Below are 15,992 nucleotides of genomic sequence, written 5' to 3' on the forward strand. Positions count from 1 at the left end.
AGAGGGGGGTTGAGGGGTGCGCTGAGACTGCCCGAATGCTAACGGCGTACGCTCTGCTCGGCCGCTTCCAAGGTATTCGCCATCAGCATGGCAATGGTCATCGGCCCCACCCCGCCCGGAACCGGGGTAATGGCCCCTGCCCACTCGGCGGCCGCAGCGAATGCGACGTCGCCGACCAGACGGGTCTTGCCCTCGCCCCTTTCGGGCGCCGGAATGCGATTGATGCCCACATCGATGACCGTAGCGCCTCTCTTGATCCAGTCACCCTTTACGAATTCAGGGCGGCCGATGGCGGCAACCACGATGTCGGCTCGGCTCACCAGTTCCGGCAGGTCTTTCGTGCGCGAGTGGGCGATGGTGACCGTCGCGTTGGCGTGCTGGAGCAGCGCGGCGACGGGCCGGCCGACGAGATTGGACCGCCCGATGACAACGGCATCGAGACCGGAGAGGCCTTCGGGGTGGACGGTGCTCAGAAGCTCCATGCAGCCCTTTGGCGTGCAGGGCAATAGCGTCTTGTCGATCTGGCCCGAAGCGAGCCGGCCGATGGAGATATCGTGAAGGCCATCCACATCCTTGGCCGGATCGAGCGCGCCGATGGTGGTGCGCTCGTCAAGGTGGTCCGGAAGCGGGAGCTGAACAAGAATGCCGTGAATGGCCGGATCGGCGTTGAGATTTGCGATGACGTCGAGCAATTCTGTTTGCGTGGTTTCGGCGGGCAGCGTGTGCTGGACCGAGTGGAACCCGCATTCGGTGGCCATCTTGCCCTTGGAGGCGACATAGACCTGGCTGGCCGGGTTCTCGCCCACCAGCACCACCGCCAATCCCGGAGGATTGCCATGGGTGGCGGCAAAGGCGGCCGCACCCGCCTTGACGCGATCGATGGCCGCTGCGGCGACTGCTTTTCCGTCAATGATCGTGGCGGTCATGGGCGACTCCCTTATGCGAAGACCACGGTCTTGTGGCCGTTGAGCATCACGCGGTTTTCGAGATGGCTCTTGACGGCGCGGGCCAGCACGCGGCTTTCGATGTCACGGCCGACGGCGATGAGATCATCCGGGCTCATGGCATGGGTGACGCGGGCGGTTTCCTGCTCGATGATCGGGCCCTCGTCGAGATCGGGCGTCACGTAATGGGCAGTGGCCCCGATGATCTTGACGCCCCGCTCGTGGGCCTGGTGATAGGGTTTGGCACCTTTAAAGCTCGGCAGGAAGGAATGATGAATGTTGATCACCTTGCCGAACAAGCGCGTGGAGAGCTGGTCGGAAAGGATCTGCATGTAGCGCGCCAGGACGACGAGATCTGCGTCAGCCGCCTTGATGAGCCGGAGCACCTCGGCTTCCTGCTCGGCCTTTTCCCCCTTGGCCATCGGCAGATGGTGAAACGGGATACCATCGGCCTCGGCGATCGAGCGGGCGTCCTCGTGATTGGAGATGATCGCCGCCACTTCGGCACGCAGCCAGCCGACCTTGATCTGGTAAAGCAGGTGGCGCAGGGCATGGTCGAATTTGGAAACCATGATGACCATGCGCGGCACGCGGGCTTCGTCGGCGATTGCCGTTTTCATGTCGAAGCGCGCGGTGACCGGCTTCAGCGCGCGCTCGACAGCCTCCTTGTCGACGCCCTCGGGCGCGGCAAAGGCGATGCGCATGAAGAACTTGCCCGTGTCGCGATCCCAGAACTGGTTGGATTCGGCGATGTTGGCGCCCAGCCCGAACAATTCGCTGGTGACGCCGGCGACGATCCCCGGCTTGTCGGCGCAGGACAGGGTGAGGACGAAATTGGGCATGAGAACCATGAGGTCATGTAAAATTACACGACTTCATAATGAGTTGCGCCGGGGATGTCGAGACAGGGAGGAAGGCTCCCTCACCCGGCGGCCTTCTCCATGCCTGGAATGTAGTTCAGCACCGGGCCGAGCCAGCGTTCGACGTCTTCGATCGCCATGCCCTTGCGTTGGGCATAATCCTCGACCTGGTCGCGTTCGACCTTTGCGACGCCGAAATAATAGCTTTCCGGGTGGGCGAAATAGAGCCCGGAGACCGAGGATCCCGGCCACATGGCGTAGCTTTCGGTCAGCTTCACCCCGATTTGCTTTTCCACGTCAAGCAGTTCGAAGAGCGTGGTTTTTTCGGTGTGGTCGGGCTGGGCCGGGTACCCCGGAGCGGGGCGGATGCCCTGATAGGGCTCGGCGATCAGCTCTTCGGGGGCGAAATTTTCGTCCGAGTACGCCCAGAGCTCCTTGCGCACCACCTCGTGCAGCCGTTCGGCGAACGCCTCGGCGAAACGGTCGGCGAGGGCCTTGACGAGGATCGAGGAGTAGTTGTCGTTCTGCTCGTCGAACTTGTCGGCGATCGCGATCTCCTCGAAGCCGGCGGTAACGCAGAAGCCGCCCACATAATCGGGCGTACCGGCCTCGGCCATGAAATCGGCAAGCGCGACGTTGGGCTTGTCGCCGGATTTGGAAAGCTGCTGGCGCAGGGTGAAGAATTTGGCCAGCTCGGTGCCGCGCGTCTCGTCGGTGAAAAGCTGTACATCGTCACCCAACCGGTTGGCGGGCCAGAAGCCGACGACGGCTTTGGGGGTGAACCACTTCTCATCGATGATGCGTTTGAGCATAGCCTGTGCGTCATCGAACAGTTGACGCACGGCCTCGCCCTGGCGGGGGTCATCGAGAATCTTGGGGTAAGTGCCCTTGAACTCCCAGGCCTGGAAGAATGGGGTCCAGTCTATATAGCGGGCGAGCTCGGCCAGATCCCAATCCTGATAGGACCTTGTGCCCAGGAAGCTGGGCTTTTTCGGCACATAGGCGGACCAGTCCGGCTTGAACGCATTATCACGGGCGGCTTGCAGGCTGGTGCGCTGCTTGTCGGCCTCACCCTTGCGGTGCTTTTCGGCGACGGTATCGTATTCCTGCTTGATGGTCTTGACGTAGTCGTTGGCCGCTTCCTTGGAGAGGAGCTTTGAAACGACGTTGACCGCAAGGCTGGCGTCCTTGACGTAGACGGTTGTGCCGCGATTGTAGCGCGGGTTGATCTTGACCGCCGTGTGGACGCGGCTGGTCGTCGCCCCGCCGATCAGGAGCGGGATGTCGAAGCCTTCGCGCTCCATTTCGGAGGCGACGTGCACCATCTCGTCGAGCGAAGGGGTGATGAGGCCGGAAAGACCGATCACGTCCACCTTTTCCTTTTTCGCCGTTTCGAGGATGGTCTGGGCGGGAACCATGACGCCCAGATCGATGATCTCGTAATTGTTGCAGGCCAAGACCACGCCGACGATGTTCTTGCCGATATCGTGGACGTCGCCCTTGACGGTGGCCATCAGGATCTTGCCGGCGCTCTGGCGCGTGCCGTCGGCCTCCGCCTCCATGAAGGGGAGAAGATAGGCGACGGCTTGCTTCATGACGCGGGCCGATTTGACGACCTGAGGCAGGAACATCTTGCCGGCGCCGAACAGTTCGCCGACGATGTTCATGCCGTCCATCAACGGGCCTTCGATGACGTGCAGCGGGCGGGCGAATTGCTGACGGGCTTCTTCGGTGTCGGCCTCGATATATTCGGTGATCCCGTTGACCAGCGCGTGGGAAATGCGCTCACCCACCGGCTTTTCGCGCCAGGAGAGGTCCTTGGTCTTGGCTTCCTTGCCGCCCTGTCCCCTATAGCGCTCGGCAAGATCGAGCATGCGTTCGGTGGCATCGGACCGGCGGTTGAGCACCACGTCCTCGCAGGCCTCGCGCAGTTCGGGATCGATCGATTCATAGACCGCGAGCTGGCCGGCATTGACGATGCCCATATCCATGCCCGCCGCGATGGCATGGTAGAGGAACACGGCGTGCATGGCCTCGCGCACCGGCTCGTTGCCGCGGAACGAGAAGGACAGGTTGGAAACGCCGCCCGAGATGTGGACATGGGGGAGCGTGCGCGTGATTTCACGCGTCGCCTCGATGAAATCGACGCCGTAATTGTCGTGCTCTTCGATGCCGGTGGCGACGGCGAAGATGTTGGGATCGAAGATGATGTCTTCGGGCGGGAAGCCCACTTCATCGACAAGGATACGGTAGGCGCGGGTGCAGATTTCCACCTTGCGGGCCTGAGTGTCGGCCTGCCCGACCTCATCGAACGCCATGACGACGACAGCGGCGCCGTAGAGCTTGCACAGGCGCGCCTGCTCGCGGAACTTGTCCTCGCCCTCTTTCATGGAAATCGAGTTGACGATGGCCTTGCCCTGGATGCATTTGAGGCCCGCCTCGATCACCTCCCACTTCGAAGAGTCGACCATGATCGGCACGCGGGCGATGTCGGGCTCCGACGCGACGAGGTTGAGGTAATCGACCATCACCTGCTGGCTGTCGATCAGGCCTTCGTCCATGTTGATGTCGATCACCTGGGCGCCGTTTTCCACTTGATCGCGGGCGACATCGAGGGCGGCGGTGTAATCGCCCGAGGTGATGAGCTTCTTGAACCGCGCAGAGCCGGTGACATTGGTACGCTCGCCCACGTTCACGAACGGGATATCGTCGGTGAGCGTGAAAGGCTCGAGACCGGAAAGGCGCAGGCGCGGCTCAATCTTAGGGATTTCGCGCGGGGCATATTTGGACACCGCTTGGGCAATGGCCGCGATGTGATCGGGGGTCGAGCCGCAGCAGCCGCCCACCACGTTCAGGAACCCGTCGCGGGCAAAGCCCTCGATCTGGCTGGCCATAAATTCAGGGCTCTCGTCATATTCGCCGAATTCGTTGGGCAGACCCGCATTGGGATAGGCGCAGACGAACGTATCGGCAATATCGGAGATTTCCGCCAGATGGGCGCGCATGGCGTTGGCGCCCAATGCGCAGTTGAGCCCGATGGTAAAGGGCTTGGCGTGGCGCAGCGAGTACCAGAAGGCGGTGGGCGTCTGGCCCGAAAGCGTGCGGCCGGAAAGATCGGTGATGGTGCCCGAAATCATCACCGGCAGGCGGATGCCCTTGTTCTCGAACACCTCTTCGGCGGCAAAGACGGCGGCCTTGGCGTTCAATGTATCGAAGATGGTTTCGATCAGTATGATGTCCGAGCCGCCATCGATCAGCCCCTCGATCTGCTCGCCATAGGCGATGCGCAGCTCGTCAAAGGACGTGGCGCGGAAGCCGGGATTGTTGACGTCGGGCGAAATCGAAGCCGTACGGTTGGTGGGGCCCACGGCACCGGCAACGAAGCGGCGCTTGCCGTCCTCGGCCTCGGCACGGATGGCGGCACGCTTGGCGGCCTGGGCGCCGGCAACGTTGAGCTCATAGGCCAACGCCTCCATGCCGTAATCGGCCTGGGCGATGGTGGTCCCCGAAAAGGTGTTGGTTTCCAGGATATCGGCCCCCGCCATGGCATAGGCGAAGTGGATATCCTCGATGATTTTTGGCTCGGTGATGACCAAGAGGTCGTTATTGCCCTGCAAAGGCTTGGGCCAATCGGCAAAGCGCTCGCCGCGGAAATTTTCCTCGGTGAGCTTTTCGCGCTGGATCATGGTGCCCATGGCGCCGTCGAGAATGAGGATGCGTTCACGCGCGGCCTGGGTCAGGGCGGCGAGAATGTCATCGCCTTCCCTGGCGGAGCGGACGGGACCGTTGCCGGGGCGCAGCGCCTCGACCGGGATCGTCTCACCCGACATGCCACCCATGCGCCCATCGCCGGGAGCATGAAGGCGGCCGTGGGTACATCCGGGAGCGTTGCACATGAGCGTTTCCAATCCTATCGCGCATGATGCGCGAGTGCATAACACAAAGACATAAAGATATCTTTATGTCAAACCAAAGCCTGTTCCAACCGGTCGGCGAAACGGGCAACACGCTTGGGCGTTGCATCGGCGAAGCCGATGATCAGACCTGAACGCTTCTCCCCAGCGCAATAGCTCGAAAGCGATGGGGTTTCAAAACCTTCCGCGGCGAGCGCGGCGGCGACGGGGCTATCGTCACGAGGCCGGGAGAAGCGGGCGACCACTTGCAGACCACCCATGGGCATATCCACCTCGAGGTCCGCGCCGAACCTCTCACGCAAAGTTTCCACCAGAAGGCCGCCACGTTCCTCATAGGTCTTGGCGATCCGCTTGAGATGGGTCACGAGCGCACCTGATTCAATCAGATCGGCGAAAGCGGCCTGAGTGTGGATATTGACCCGCAGGCCCAGATTGCGCTGCGCCTGCGCGAGTGGACCGGCCAAGTCTTTCGGCACGACCATATAGGCAAGACGCAAGCCGGGCAAAAGGCTCTTGGCCGTGGTGCCGAGATAGATCACCTCCGCGCCATCGCTGATGCCCTGCAGCGCTGCGATGGCGCGGCCGTTCCAGAGGAACTCGCTGTCGTAATCGTCCTCGAGCACGATTGCGCCCATGCGGCGCGCCGCTTGCAGCAAATCCATACGCCGTTGCAGCGGCATGCGCGCGCCGGTGGGGTATTGGTGCGAGGGCGTGACATAGACCAGACGCGCGCCAGACCTTTCGATACCCGAAGGATCGACCCCCTGCCCGTCTACTTCCAACGCCCGCGTCACAAGACCGGCTCCGGCAAAGGCGGTTCGCACGCCGAAATAGCCCGGCGACTCCACCAAACCCGTATCTCCCGCATCGGACAGGCATTGCGCCGCGAGCGCCAGGCCCGATTGTGTGGACGGCACGATGAGGATCTGATCGGGCCCGGCATTGACGCCACGTTGGCGCGCCAGATAATCGGCAAGCACCGATTTGAGCCGAGGCAGGCCTTCGAGCGCCTCATAGATCGCCGCATCCCCGAATTTCTGCCGGGCAACGCGGCGCAGGGTACGCGCCCAGAGATCGGCGGGAAACAGTGCCTCGTCGGGCGCACCCGGTTCGAGATAGCCGGAATGGCGCTGCCCTCGCTTGCCGCGCAGATTGACGGCGATCGCCTCGCCGCGCCGCGAAAGCCCTCGCGCATCGCCCGCGCCGGAAAGACTGGCCCGCTCGAGATCGGTGCCTGTGACGATGCGCGGCGCGGCGCCCGGCCTTACGGCGACCACCCCATCGGCCCGCAAAAGCTCATAGCCGGCATTGACGCTGTTGCGCGAAATGCCGAGCCCCGCCGCCAACTGCCGCGAGCTGGGCAGCACCGACCCGGCCTTGAGCTTGCCCGAGCGCGCAGCCGCGCCAATGGCGCGATAGATCTGTTCGGGCAATGGACCGCCCGCAGGATCGATAACAATGAGGCCTTCGAGCATCTGGATCCTTCAATGAAAAACAAAGTGGATCTTACAAGGGTCCAGTTTAGATGCATATTGGCACCACCGCAACCAGGAGTACGCCATGACCATCCATACGCCGCCGCCCTACGCCAAGGCCCGCAATCCCAAGCGGGCGCGCTATGACGAGGAGACGATCAACGCGATCCTCGATACCGGCCTGGTGGGGCATGTGGGTTTCATCGCCGACGGGCGGCCGATGGTGATCCCGATGGCTTATGCGCGCTCGGGTGCCACCATCTACTTGCACGGCTCATCGAAGGCGCGCATCGTCGCCATGCACCAGCAAGGCGATCCGCTGACCATGACGGTGACGCTGCTCGACGGCATCGTCGCGGCGCGCTCGGGATTTCACCATTCGATGAACTATCGCGCCGCCGTCGTCCACGGCCATGCGCGGATCGTCTCGGACCTCGGTGAAGTCGAGGAAGCGCTCAAGCTAATCACCGAGCACCTGCTGCCCTTCCGCTGGAATGAGGTGCGCCACATGCACGACAAGGAGCGCAAGGGCACCGGCGTCCTGGCGCTCGAGATCGAAGCGGCCTCGGCCAAAGTGCGGCAAGGTCCGCCGGTCGATGAAGAAGAAGACCACAACCTGCCGATCTGGGCGGGGGTGGTGCCTATCGTCACGGGACTAGGGGCACCGATCGGAGATGGCAGGACGCCGGGCGACGTTCCGCCGCCACCTTCGACCCATCTGGCGCGCAAAAAATTTGCCTAACGATTATGCAGAAATAAAAACTGCCTCTTCACTTGGCAGGTGTTTGGCTTCATAGTCAGAGGGTGAGAGCAACAGCCTGGAACCCAGCCGTGACCAAGACCCTCTCGCGCAAGGGCACGACCGTAAGCGAAATCGTCGAACAGCTCGCCGATGCGATCGTCGCCGGGCGTTTCCAGCCCGGCGAGCGGCTCGACGAGATCGGACTCGCTGGACGATTTTCGGTATCGCGCACTCCTATCCGAGAAGCGCTCGGGCAATTGGCGGCGATGGGGCTAGTGTCGCGGCGGCCCAATCGCGGTGCGGTGGTGGCCGAACTCAGCTCCGAGCATCTCGCCAACCTCATCGAGGTGATGGCCGAACTGGAAGGCGTATGCGCCCGGCTCGCCGCCGAGCGCATGTCGGGTAAGGCGCGACGCAAGCTGGAGGCCGATCACCTGCGGGCTGGCCAGATGGTTCGGCTCGGGCAGTCGGACCTCTATTGGGCACACGATACGCTGTTCCACGCCGCCATCCAGGCTGGAGCCGGCAATCCGCAGCTTGGCGAAATGGCAGCGCTGGCGCGCTCGCGTCTCAGCCCGTTCCGCACCGATCTTTTCGCCCAGCCGGCACGGCTGGCGCAATCCTATAAGGATCACGAGATGATCGTCACCGCCCTGCTTCAGGCCGACGAGCCGCGTGCCGAACGGCTAATGCGCGACCACATCCTCAAGAAAACGGCGACGCGCGAGCTGGTCGGTTAGCCCTTGTCCACCTCGCGCCGGTCCTCACGCATCTCGAACCACATCGCGTTGAGAATGGCGAAGGCGCAAGCCAGCCCGACGCCGAGAATCCAAGCAAAATACCACATCTGTTGGAGCTCCTAATACGCGTTCGGGTTCTTGGACAGCGACTTGTTGGTCACCGGGCCGCTCATCACTTTGTAGACCCAGCTCGTGTAAGCAAGGATCAGCGGCAGGAAGAATGCCGTCGCGACCAGCATGATGAAAAGGGTCAAATGGCTCGACGACGCGTCCCAGACCGTCAGGCTCGCATTGGGATTGTGCGAGGACGGCAACAGGAACGGAAACATCGAAAGCCCAGCCGTCGAAACGATGCCGAACACCCCTGCCCCGGCCGCAAGGATCGGGACGATTTTCATCCCCCCGCGCAATCCGAGCAGGGCGCCGGCCATGCCGATAAAACCAAGGACCGGGGCAATCAGCATCCAGGGATAAGTGCCGTAATTGGCCATCCAGGCACCGACTTCACGTTCCACGGTCTTGGCCAGCGGGTTGGACGGCAGGGCGGTTTCGATGGCGCTGGTGACGGCGTAGCCCTCGATGCCGAAGGCGATCCATAGCCCGCCCAGGGCAAAGAGCACGATGGCCGCGAGCGCTGCCCACTGGCCATAGCGCGAGGCGCGGGCGGCGATTTCGCCCTCGGTGCGCGCGGCGATGACGGCAGCCCCCATGGTCATGACCATCGAAAGGCTGACCAGCCCGCACAGCAAGGCAAAGGGCGTGAGAAGACCGAAGAAGTTGCCCAGATAGGAGGGACGCAGGGTGCGGTCGAGGTCGAACGGGGCGCCGAGCAGAGCGTTGCCGACGGCCACACCAAAGATCAGGGCGGGCACGAAGCCGCCGATGAACAACACCCAATCCCAGGTGGAGCGCCAGCGCGGATCGGTGATCTTGCCGCGATATTTGAACCCCACCGGGCGCAGGATCAAGGCGAAGAGGATCACGATCATCGCCAGATAAAAGCCCGAAAAGCTCACTGCATAGAGCGGCGGCCAGGCGGCAAAGATCGCGCCGCCCCCCAGCACCAGCCAGACCTGATTGCCTTCCCAGGTCGGGCCGGCGAGATTGAGCAGCACGCGGCGTTCCTCATCGGTGCGGGCAACGGCAGGCAGGAGGGCGCCCAGCCCCAGATCCATGCCGCCCAGCACCGCAAAGCCGATGAGCAGGACGCCGAGCAGCGCCCACCAGATGAGCCGCAGGGTTTCATAATCGATGGGAATGAAATCCATTGTCCACTCTCCTTATTCGGCAGGCTGCGGCCGGGCATCGGACTCGGCCGATTGCGGTTTGTCCGATTTGGGCCGAGGCGTTTCCATGGGATCGGGCTCGCCATTGAGCAGGGCGACGTAGTCCTTGGGGCCGGCCTTGATGGCCTTGACCATGAGGAAGACCATGATCACCGCGAGCACCGTATAAAGGCTCACATAGAAGGAAAGACTGAGCACAAGATCGGTGACCGTCAGACCGGACGCGGCATAGAAGGTGGGCAGAACCCCTTCGATCGCCCAGGGCTGGCGGCCATATTCGGCGATGATCCAGCCTGCTTCGGCAGCCAGCCAGGGCAGCGGCATGGCGGCCACGGCGCCCCAAAGAAACCAGCGGTGCGTATCGAGCGTGCCGCGCGAGGCTTTCCAGAAAGCGAAGGCAAAGAAGGCGATGAAGAAAAAGCCCACGCCCACCATCAGCCGGAAGGTCCAGAACAACGGCCAGACATCGGGCACCGTGTCCTGGGCCGCCATGGCGATCTCTTCCGGCGTCGCGTTCTCGATATCGGTGCGGTAGCGCTTCAAAAGCAGCGCGTAGCCAAGATCGGGCCAAGCCTCGCCGATCACGGCGCGGGCCTCCTGGTCCTGCCGATCTTCTTCGAGAACAGCCATGGCCTCATAGGCGCGCAGGCCATTGGCGATGCGGACTTCGGCATGCTCGACAAGATCGTGGATGCCGGGAACTTCCGTATCGAAGGAACGCGTGGTGATGAGACCGAGAACCCAGGGAATCTTGATGTCGAAACGCTCGCCATTGGGCAGCGGGAAGGCAACGAGGCTGAGCCCGGCCGGGGCCGGTTCGGTTTCGTACATCGCTTCGATGGCGGCGATCTTCATCACCTGGTGCTCGGTGGCCGCATAGCCGCTTTCATCGCCCAGGACGACGACCGAGAGCGCGGAAGCAAGGCCGAAGCTGGCCGCGACCACCATGGAGCGCTTGGCGAGTTCTTGATGTTTGCCCGTAAGGAGGAAAAGCGCGCTGACGCCGAAAACGAACACGGCGCCGGTGACATAGCCTGCCGAAACCGTATGCACGAACTTGGCCTGCGCGACAGGATTGAAGATCACCTCCATGAAATTGGTGATCTCCATACGCATGGTGTCGGGATTGAACACCGCGCCGGTGGGATATTGCATCCAGCCATTGGCGATCAAAATCCACAGCGCGGAAAAGTTCGCGCCCAGCGCGACAAGCCAGGTGACAGCGAGGTGGCCGACCTTGGACAGCCGGTCCCAGCCGAAAAAGAACAGGCCAATGAAGGTCGCTTCGAGGAAGAACGCCATCAGTCCCTCGATGGCCAGCGGGGCGCCGAACACGTCGCCGACATAGTGGCTGTAATAGGACCAGTTCATGCCGAACTGGAACTCCATCACGATGCCGGTGGCGACACCCATGGCGAAATTGATGCCGAACAGCGTGCCCCAGAACAGGGTCATCTTTCGCCAGATCTCGCGCCCGGTCATCACATAGGTGCTCTCCATGATGGCCATCATGAAGGAGAGCCCGAGCGTCAACGGCACGAACAGGAAGTGATAAAGCGCGGTTGCAGCAAATTGCATCCGCGACAAGGCTACGACTGTTTCGTCGATCATGAAGACTGCCCCTGGGTCATAAAAAGCCGTCCGGGTCGAACACCACAACCGGGACGACGCTGTTCACGGTATATATAGTATCATAGCCAAGCCCTATTGACCTGGATCAAGGCGCCGCGCGTCCGGATATCGCAGGCTGCCCCGCTCCACTTTCCGCTATTGTTGCGATCATGGCCTCCTCTACCGACCCCATCGCCGACCGTGCCAACGCCCGCAAGCTCATGGGATTGCGCAGAATGGGCGGCCGCGCGCTGATCGTTGCGGTCACCGCGCCGCTGGTGTCGGGGGCGATGCTCATCATCTATGCGGCACTCCTGGCGCAGGTGTTGGGGCGGACGATCGAAGGAGGAGAACCGCTGGGAGCGGTGACGCCACTGATCGGCGCATTGGCCGGCATCGTTCTCATTCGCGCGCTGCTGGGACTGCTTGGAGAGCAGGCCGGAACGGTCGGGGCCGAGCAGATCAAGACGCGGCTGCGCACCGGGCTGTTCGGCCACATTCTGGCACAGCGGCACGCGCTGGGGCTTAAGCCGGCATCTGGCGCGGTGGGCGCGGCGCTGATCGACCAGGTCGAGGGGCTGGAGAATTTCTTTGCCCGTTACCTGCCGGCGATGATTTCGGCTGCCATCCTGCCCATCGCCTTTGCGGTGGTGCTGTTTCCCATCGATTGGGTGGTGGGGCTGCTGTTCATCGTCACCGCGCCGCTTATCCCGTTATTCATGGCTTTGGCCGGCTGGGGCGCGCAGGCGGCAACCGACCGGCAGGCGACCGCGCTCTCGCGGCTGTCGGCGCATTTCGCCGACCGGCTGCGGGGGCTCTTGACGCTCAAGCTTTTTGGGCGCGAAACCGACGCGATAGAGAACGTCCATGCCGCGAGCGAAGCGCTGCGGCGCCGGACCAATGCCGTGCTGCGCATAGCCTTCCTGTCCTCGGCGATCCTCGAATTTTTCGCAGCGCTTGGGGTGGCCGGCGTCGCGCTCTATGTGGGACTGACCTATCTGGGCCTTCTGGGGGTCAATCCGGGTCTGACGCTGACGTGGGGGCTGTTCGCGCTGCTCATGGCGCCCGAAGTCTATGCGCCGCTGCGCCAGCTCGCCGCGCACTATCATGATCGTGCCGCCGCGAAATCGGCGCTTGCCGAAATCGAGGCCATTGTCGCTGATCCCGGCGAACTGGCGACGCCCGACATTTCGGCGCCCTCTGCCAAACCCGTCAAAGCGCTCCCGCTCTCCGTCCGCGGACTGACGGTCAGAGCACAGGATGAAGCGGTGCTCGATAGGCTCCATCTCGAGCTCGGCGCGGGCGAAAGCCTTGCCATCATGGGCCCGAGCGGGATCGGTAAATCGACGCTGGCCCGCGCGCTGGTCCGGCTGGTGCCGTTCGAGGGCAATGTTTCCCTGGGCGGCGTCCCGTTATCCGAATGGAGCGAAGCGGATTTGCGCGCCAGCGTGACCTTCATCGGCCAGAAACCGCACATCTTCGCCGGCACGATCGCCGAGAACATCGCTCTGGCCGCTCCCGCGGCAACTGCCGAGACGATTGAGGCGGCTGCCGAGGAGGCGCTTGTCAAAGAGTTTGCCGACCGTCTGCCCGAAGGGCTCGATACGCTGGTGGGCGAAGGCGGATACGGACTTTCGGGTGGCCAGATCCAGCGTATCGGTCTGGCACGGCTGTTTCTCACCGATCCGGCACTGGTCGTCCTCGATGAACCGACTGCCCATCTCGACCCGGCGACCGAGGCAAAGCTGCTCGACAGGGTGCAGGCGTTCTGTGACGGCCGGACGCTGATCATCATGACCCATTCGAGCGCGGTAGCCGCGCGGGCCGGAAAGGTGATGCGCATGGCCGGCGGAAGGCTGCTGCCCACTCCGCACCGGGCGACTCAGTCTCACAGGGACAAGGAGGGCTGGGCATGAAGGCGCTGGCGTTCTTTGCCCTACTGTTCAAGCCGCACTGGCGCGGCCTGCTGCTCGCGCTGATCCTCTCGCTGGTCACGCTGGCTGCGGGCACCGCGCTGCTGGGGGTTTCGGGCTGGTTCCTGACGGCGACGGCGCTGACCGCTCTTGGCGTATCGTTCAACCTTTTCGCCCCTTCCGCCGCTGTTCGTGGCTTCTCCTTCATCCGCATTCTTGCGCGCTATTTCGAAAAGCTGGTCGGACACAACGCGACCCTGCGCCTGCTGTCCGATTTGCGGCGCTGGCTGTTTTCGGCCCTGTTTCCCCGCTTGCCGCTGCCCGACCGGTCCTTGCGTCACGGCGATCTGGTGACGCGGCTGACCGCCGATATCGATGCGCTCGATACGCTGTTCCTCATCGCCATAGGACCGCTGATTGCGGCATTGGTGCTGGGCGGAGCCGTAACCGCCGTGCTGCTGGCCCTGCTGCCAGCGGCTGGGTGGATCTATTTGGTGGCCATAATTCTCTCCGTGATCGTGGTGCCCGCGATCCTTGCCGCTACGACCCGCAGCAACGGAAGCCAGAGCGTCGAGGCAGCGGCAGGGCTGCGGGCGCAGATTCTCGATACGATTGCCGGCCACGACGATATCGTGGCCTTCGGCCAAAGCGGCTTTGCCGCCGAAAAATTCGCGGCGGCGAGCCAAACGCTTTCCGACCTGCGCCGCCGGCAAGGGCTTGCCACATCGATTGCCGCTGCTTCGGTGCAGGCCCTGACCGGGGTGGCGCTTATCGCCATCGTATTGGTTGGGCTTGAGGCGTTTGAAGCGGGAGCGATCGAGGGGCCGATCCTGGCGGGCATCGTCTTTGCCGCTCTGGGGAGCTTTGAAGCGACGGCAGTGATCATCCGATCGATCGGCAAACTGGGGTCGGCGCTCGCTTCGGCCGAGCGGCTGCGGCAAATCGCAACTGCGCCCATCACGGTGCGCGATCCAATGCGTCCGGTGGCCTGCCCCCAAGGTGGCGGCATCGCGTTCGAAAACGTCACCTTTGCCTACGGCAATAGCGAACCGGTTCTCAAGCGTCTCGACCTCGCCCTCTCGGCAGGAGAGCATGTGGCGATTTCCGGGGTGAGTGGGGTCGGCAAATCCAGCCTGCTGCATTTGGCACTGCGCCTCGCAGACCCGCAAGAAGGCGCCATTTGCATTGAGGGAATCGATATCCGTGATGTCGCCCAGCGCGACCTTCACGCGCATATAGCGCTTCTCGGCCAGCACAGCCCGGTGTTTCTCGATACGGTCCGCAACAACCTGCTGATCGCCCGCCCCGAGGCGACCGATGCCGAACTCTACGCCGCGCTGGGGAAAGCCAGGCTCGAAACCACGATCCGCAGCTTGCCCGCAGGGCTCGATACGGTGGTGGGAGAAACCGGCGCGACGCTTTCGGCCGGCCAGGCCAGGCGGCTCAGCCTCGCCCGCACCCTGCTCTCTCCAGCGCCGATCGTGCTGCTCGACGAGCCGACGGCAGGGCTGGATCGGGAGACCGAAGCCGCGTTCTTCTCCGATATGCCCCAAGCGCTGGCCGGGCGTGCTGTGGTGCTGGCAACCCATGCGCTGCTGCCCGCAGGCGCGGTGATGCGCGAATTCGAGCTTATCGGCGGCAGGCTGGAAGAGATCAGCCGCAGCGGGCTTGGAGACGCGTCAGGTCGGGAATAGTAAAGCGGCGGCTGTTTTCGACCGAGATCACCCCATCCTTACGCAAAAGCGTGAGCTGGCGCGAAACCGTTTCGATGGTAAGGCCGAGAAAATCGGCGATATCGGCGCGGCTGAGCGGCAGCTCGAAGATGATGGTCTTGCGCTCCCGATTGAGCGGATCGATGTGCAGCGCGACCATGTAGAGAAAGCTTGCGACCTTCTCCCCCGCCGTTTTACGGCCCAAGGTCACCATCCAGTCCCGCGCCTCATCGAGTTCGCGCAGCGTCTGTTCCAGTAAGCGATGCTCGAGAGCGGGATGTTCGGCCACGAGCTTTTCGAGTGCCTCGCGCGGGATCATGCACAGCTCGACTTCCGACGCCGCTTCCGCCGTAACACGGTTTTGCGTGGCATAGAGCCGGCCGAGGAAATCGGGGGCAAACTGCAGCCCTACCATCTGCTGGCGTCCGTCTTCCAGCATCTTGGAGAGTTTGACCACGCCACGCATCAGATTGGCGTAGCGGGTGATTTCGGTGTCGTCGGCGATCAGCTCATCGCCAGCGGGGCGACGAACCATACGCGTGTGCCGCGAGAGCGTCAGTAACTGATCCGCATCGAGGGCGCCACAGAGGCCGCCATGCCGCACCTCGCAACTGCGGCAGAGAACCGGCATATCGAAATTGTGAATGTCCTGCCTGCCCATGCCAGTCCTTTCGCTTCCTGCTCGTAGATAGGCTCACGTGCAAGGCACGACGATAAGCGAAATCGCCGCAGGACCAAGAGTTTGCGCTGCTGGTTCGTACTTATTGCAAATCATTTGCAACTAGCTTGACGTAG

Annotated in this window: 12 protein-coding genes; 4 read left to right on the plus strand and 8 right to left on the minus strand. The window is 63.0% G+C overall.

Annotation, left to right across the window (positions count from 1 at the left end):
• Positions 1-38: 38 nt before the first annotated feature.
• The 4 genes from folD to NO932_RS14435 all read right to left on the minus strand — a co-directional run bounded on the left by folD (position 39) and on the right by NO932_RS14435 (position 7,193).
• Positions 39-926 carry a bifunctional methylenetetrahydrofolate dehydrogenase/methenyltetrahydrofolate cyclohydrolase FolD gene (folD, locus tag NO932_RS14420; protein ID WP_309207981.1) on the minus strand — a complete coding sequence of 296 codons (888 nt, stop codon included), beginning with the start codon at positions 924-926 and terminating at the stop codon, positions 39-41.
• A gap of 11 nt (positions 927-937) precedes the next feature.
• On the minus strand, positions 938-1,786 hold the full coding sequence (purU, locus tag NO932_RS14425; RefSeq protein WP_309207982.1) for a formyltetrahydrofolate deformylase: 849 nt from the start codon (positions 1,784-1,786) through the stop codon (positions 938-940).
• 80 nt (positions 1,787-1,866) lie between these two features.
• On the minus strand, positions 1,867-5,643 hold the full coding sequence (metH, locus tag NO932_RS14430) for a methionine synthase (protein ID WP_309211056.1): 3,777 nt from the start codon (positions 5,641-5,643) through the stop codon (positions 1,867-1,869).
• Between the two features lie 125 nt (positions 5,644-5,768).
• The gene (locus NO932_RS14435) at positions 5,769-7,193 is read right to left on the minus strand and encodes a PLP-dependent aminotransferase family protein (protein ID WP_309207983.1); all 1,425 of its coding nucleotides are present in this window, start codon (positions 7,191-7,193) and stop codon (positions 5,769-5,771) included.
• An 85-nt stretch (positions 7,194-7,278) separates the two neighbouring features.
• Between NO932_RS14435 and NO932_RS14440 the strand changes: the two genes are divergently transcribed.
• Together NO932_RS14440 and NO932_RS14445 are read left to right on the plus strand one after the other, a co-directional pair.
• Positions 7,279-7,935 carry a pyridoxamine 5'-phosphate oxidase family protein gene (locus tag NO932_RS14440; protein WP_309207984.1) on the plus strand — a complete coding sequence of 219 codons (657 nt, stop codon included), beginning with the start codon at positions 7,279-7,281 and terminating at the stop codon, positions 7,933-7,935.
• A gap of 89 nt (positions 7,936-8,024) precedes the next feature.
• Complete coding sequence (locus tag NO932_RS14445) at positions 8,025-8,675, plus strand: GntR family transcriptional regulator (protein ID WP_309207985.1); 651 nt, start codon at positions 8,025-8,027, stop codon at positions 8,673-8,675.
• On the opposite strand, the gene cydX is transcribed toward NO932_RS14445, so the two are convergent.
• From cydX to NO932_RS14460, 3 genes are read right to left on the minus strand one after another with little or no spacing between them, the layout of a single operon-like run.
• Entirely contained in the window at positions 8,672-8,782 is a 111-nt protein-coding gene (gene cydX, locus NO932_RS14450) for a cytochrome bd-I oxidase subunit CydX (RefSeq protein ID WP_309160283.1), read from the minus strand. The two genes, NO932_RS14445 and cydX, sit on opposite strands and share 4 nt — an antisense overlap.
• Before the next feature lie 12 nt (positions 8,783-8,794).
• Entirely contained in the window at positions 8,795-9,943 is a 1,149-nt protein-coding gene (gene cydB, locus NO932_RS14455) for a cytochrome d ubiquinol oxidase subunit II (protein ID WP_309207986.1), read from the minus strand.
• A gap of 12 nt (positions 9,944-9,955) precedes the next feature.
• A complete protein-coding gene (locus tag NO932_RS14460) occupies positions 9,956-11,569 on the minus strand; it encodes a cytochrome ubiquinol oxidase subunit I (RefSeq protein WP_309211058.1) in 1,614 nt (537 codons plus the stop codon).
• 173 nt (positions 11,570-11,742) lie between these two features.
• Between NO932_RS14460 and cydD the strand changes: the two genes are divergently transcribed.
• Both cydD and cydC read left to right on the plus strand, forming a co-directional pair.
• Positions 11,743-13,488 carry a thiol reductant ABC exporter subunit CydD gene (gene cydD, locus NO932_RS14465; protein WP_309207987.1) on the plus strand — a complete coding sequence of 582 codons (1,746 nt, stop codon included), beginning with the start codon at positions 11,743-11,745 and terminating at the stop codon, positions 13,486-13,488.
• Positions 13,485-15,179: a thiol reductant ABC exporter subunit CydC gene (gene cydC, locus NO932_RS14470; protein ID WP_309207988.1), complete on the plus strand. Its 1,695-nt coding sequence runs from the start codon at positions 13,485-13,487 to the stop codon at positions 15,177-15,179. The genes cydD and cydC overlap by 4 nt, the downstream gene beginning before the upstream one ends.
• Here cydC and NO932_RS14475 read toward each other — a convergent pair.
• The gene (locus NO932_RS14475) at positions 15,139-15,858 is read right to left on the minus strand and encodes a Crp/Fnr family transcriptional regulator (RefSeq protein ID WP_309207989.1); all 720 of its coding nucleotides are present in this window, start codon (positions 15,856-15,858) and stop codon (positions 15,139-15,141) included. The two genes, cydC and NO932_RS14475, sit on opposite strands and share 41 nt — an antisense overlap.
• Positions 15,859-15,992: the final 134 nt, after the last annotated feature.

The organism is Pelagibacterium sp. 26DY04, from assembly GCF_031202305.1.
GTDB lineage: Bacteria > Pseudomonadota > Alphaproteobacteria > Rhizobiales > Devosiaceae > Pelagibacterium.

What these genes read in the sequence shown, in the direction of transcription:
- folD (WP_309207981.1), bottom strand. Translation starts at nt 926, where the DNA reads ATGACCGCCACGATCATTGACGGAAAAGCAGTCGCCGCAGCGGCCATC.
- purU (WP_309207982.1), bottom strand. Translation starts at nt 1,786, where the DNA reads ATGCCCAATTTCGTCCTCACCCTGTCCTGCGCCGACAAGCCGGGGATC.
- metH (WP_309211056.1), bottom strand. Translation starts at nt 5,643, where the DNA reads ATGGGTGGCATGTCGGGTGAGACGATCCCGGTCGAGGCGCTGCGCCCC.
- NO932_RS14435 (WP_309207983.1), bottom strand. Translation starts at nt 7,193, where the DNA reads ATGCTCGAAGGCCTCATTGTTATCGATCCTGCGGGCGGTCCATTGCCC.
- NO932_RS14440 (WP_309207984.1), top strand. Translation starts at nt 7,279, where the DNA reads ATGACCATCCATACGCCGCCGCCCTACGCCAAGGCCCGCAATCCCAAG.
- cydX (WP_309160283.1), bottom strand. Translation starts at nt 8,782, where the DNA reads ATGTGGTATTTTGCTTGGATTCTCGGCGTCGGGCTGGCTTGCGCCTTC.
- cydB (WP_309207986.1), bottom strand. Translation starts at nt 9,943, where the DNA reads ATGGATTTCATTCCCATCGATTATGAAACCCTGCGGCTCATCTGGTGG.
- cydD (WP_309207987.1), top strand. Translation starts at nt 11,743, where the DNA reads ATGGCCTCCTCTACCGACCCCATCGCCGACCGTGCCAACGCCCGCAAG.
- cydC (WP_309207988.1), top strand. Translation starts at nt 13,485, where the DNA reads ATGAAGGCGCTGGCGTTCTTTGCCCTACTGTTCAAGCCGCACTGGCGC.
- NO932_RS14475 (WP_309207989.1), bottom strand. Translation starts at nt 15,858, where the DNA reads ATGGGCAGGCAGGACATTCACAATTTCGATATGCCGGTTCTCTGCCGC.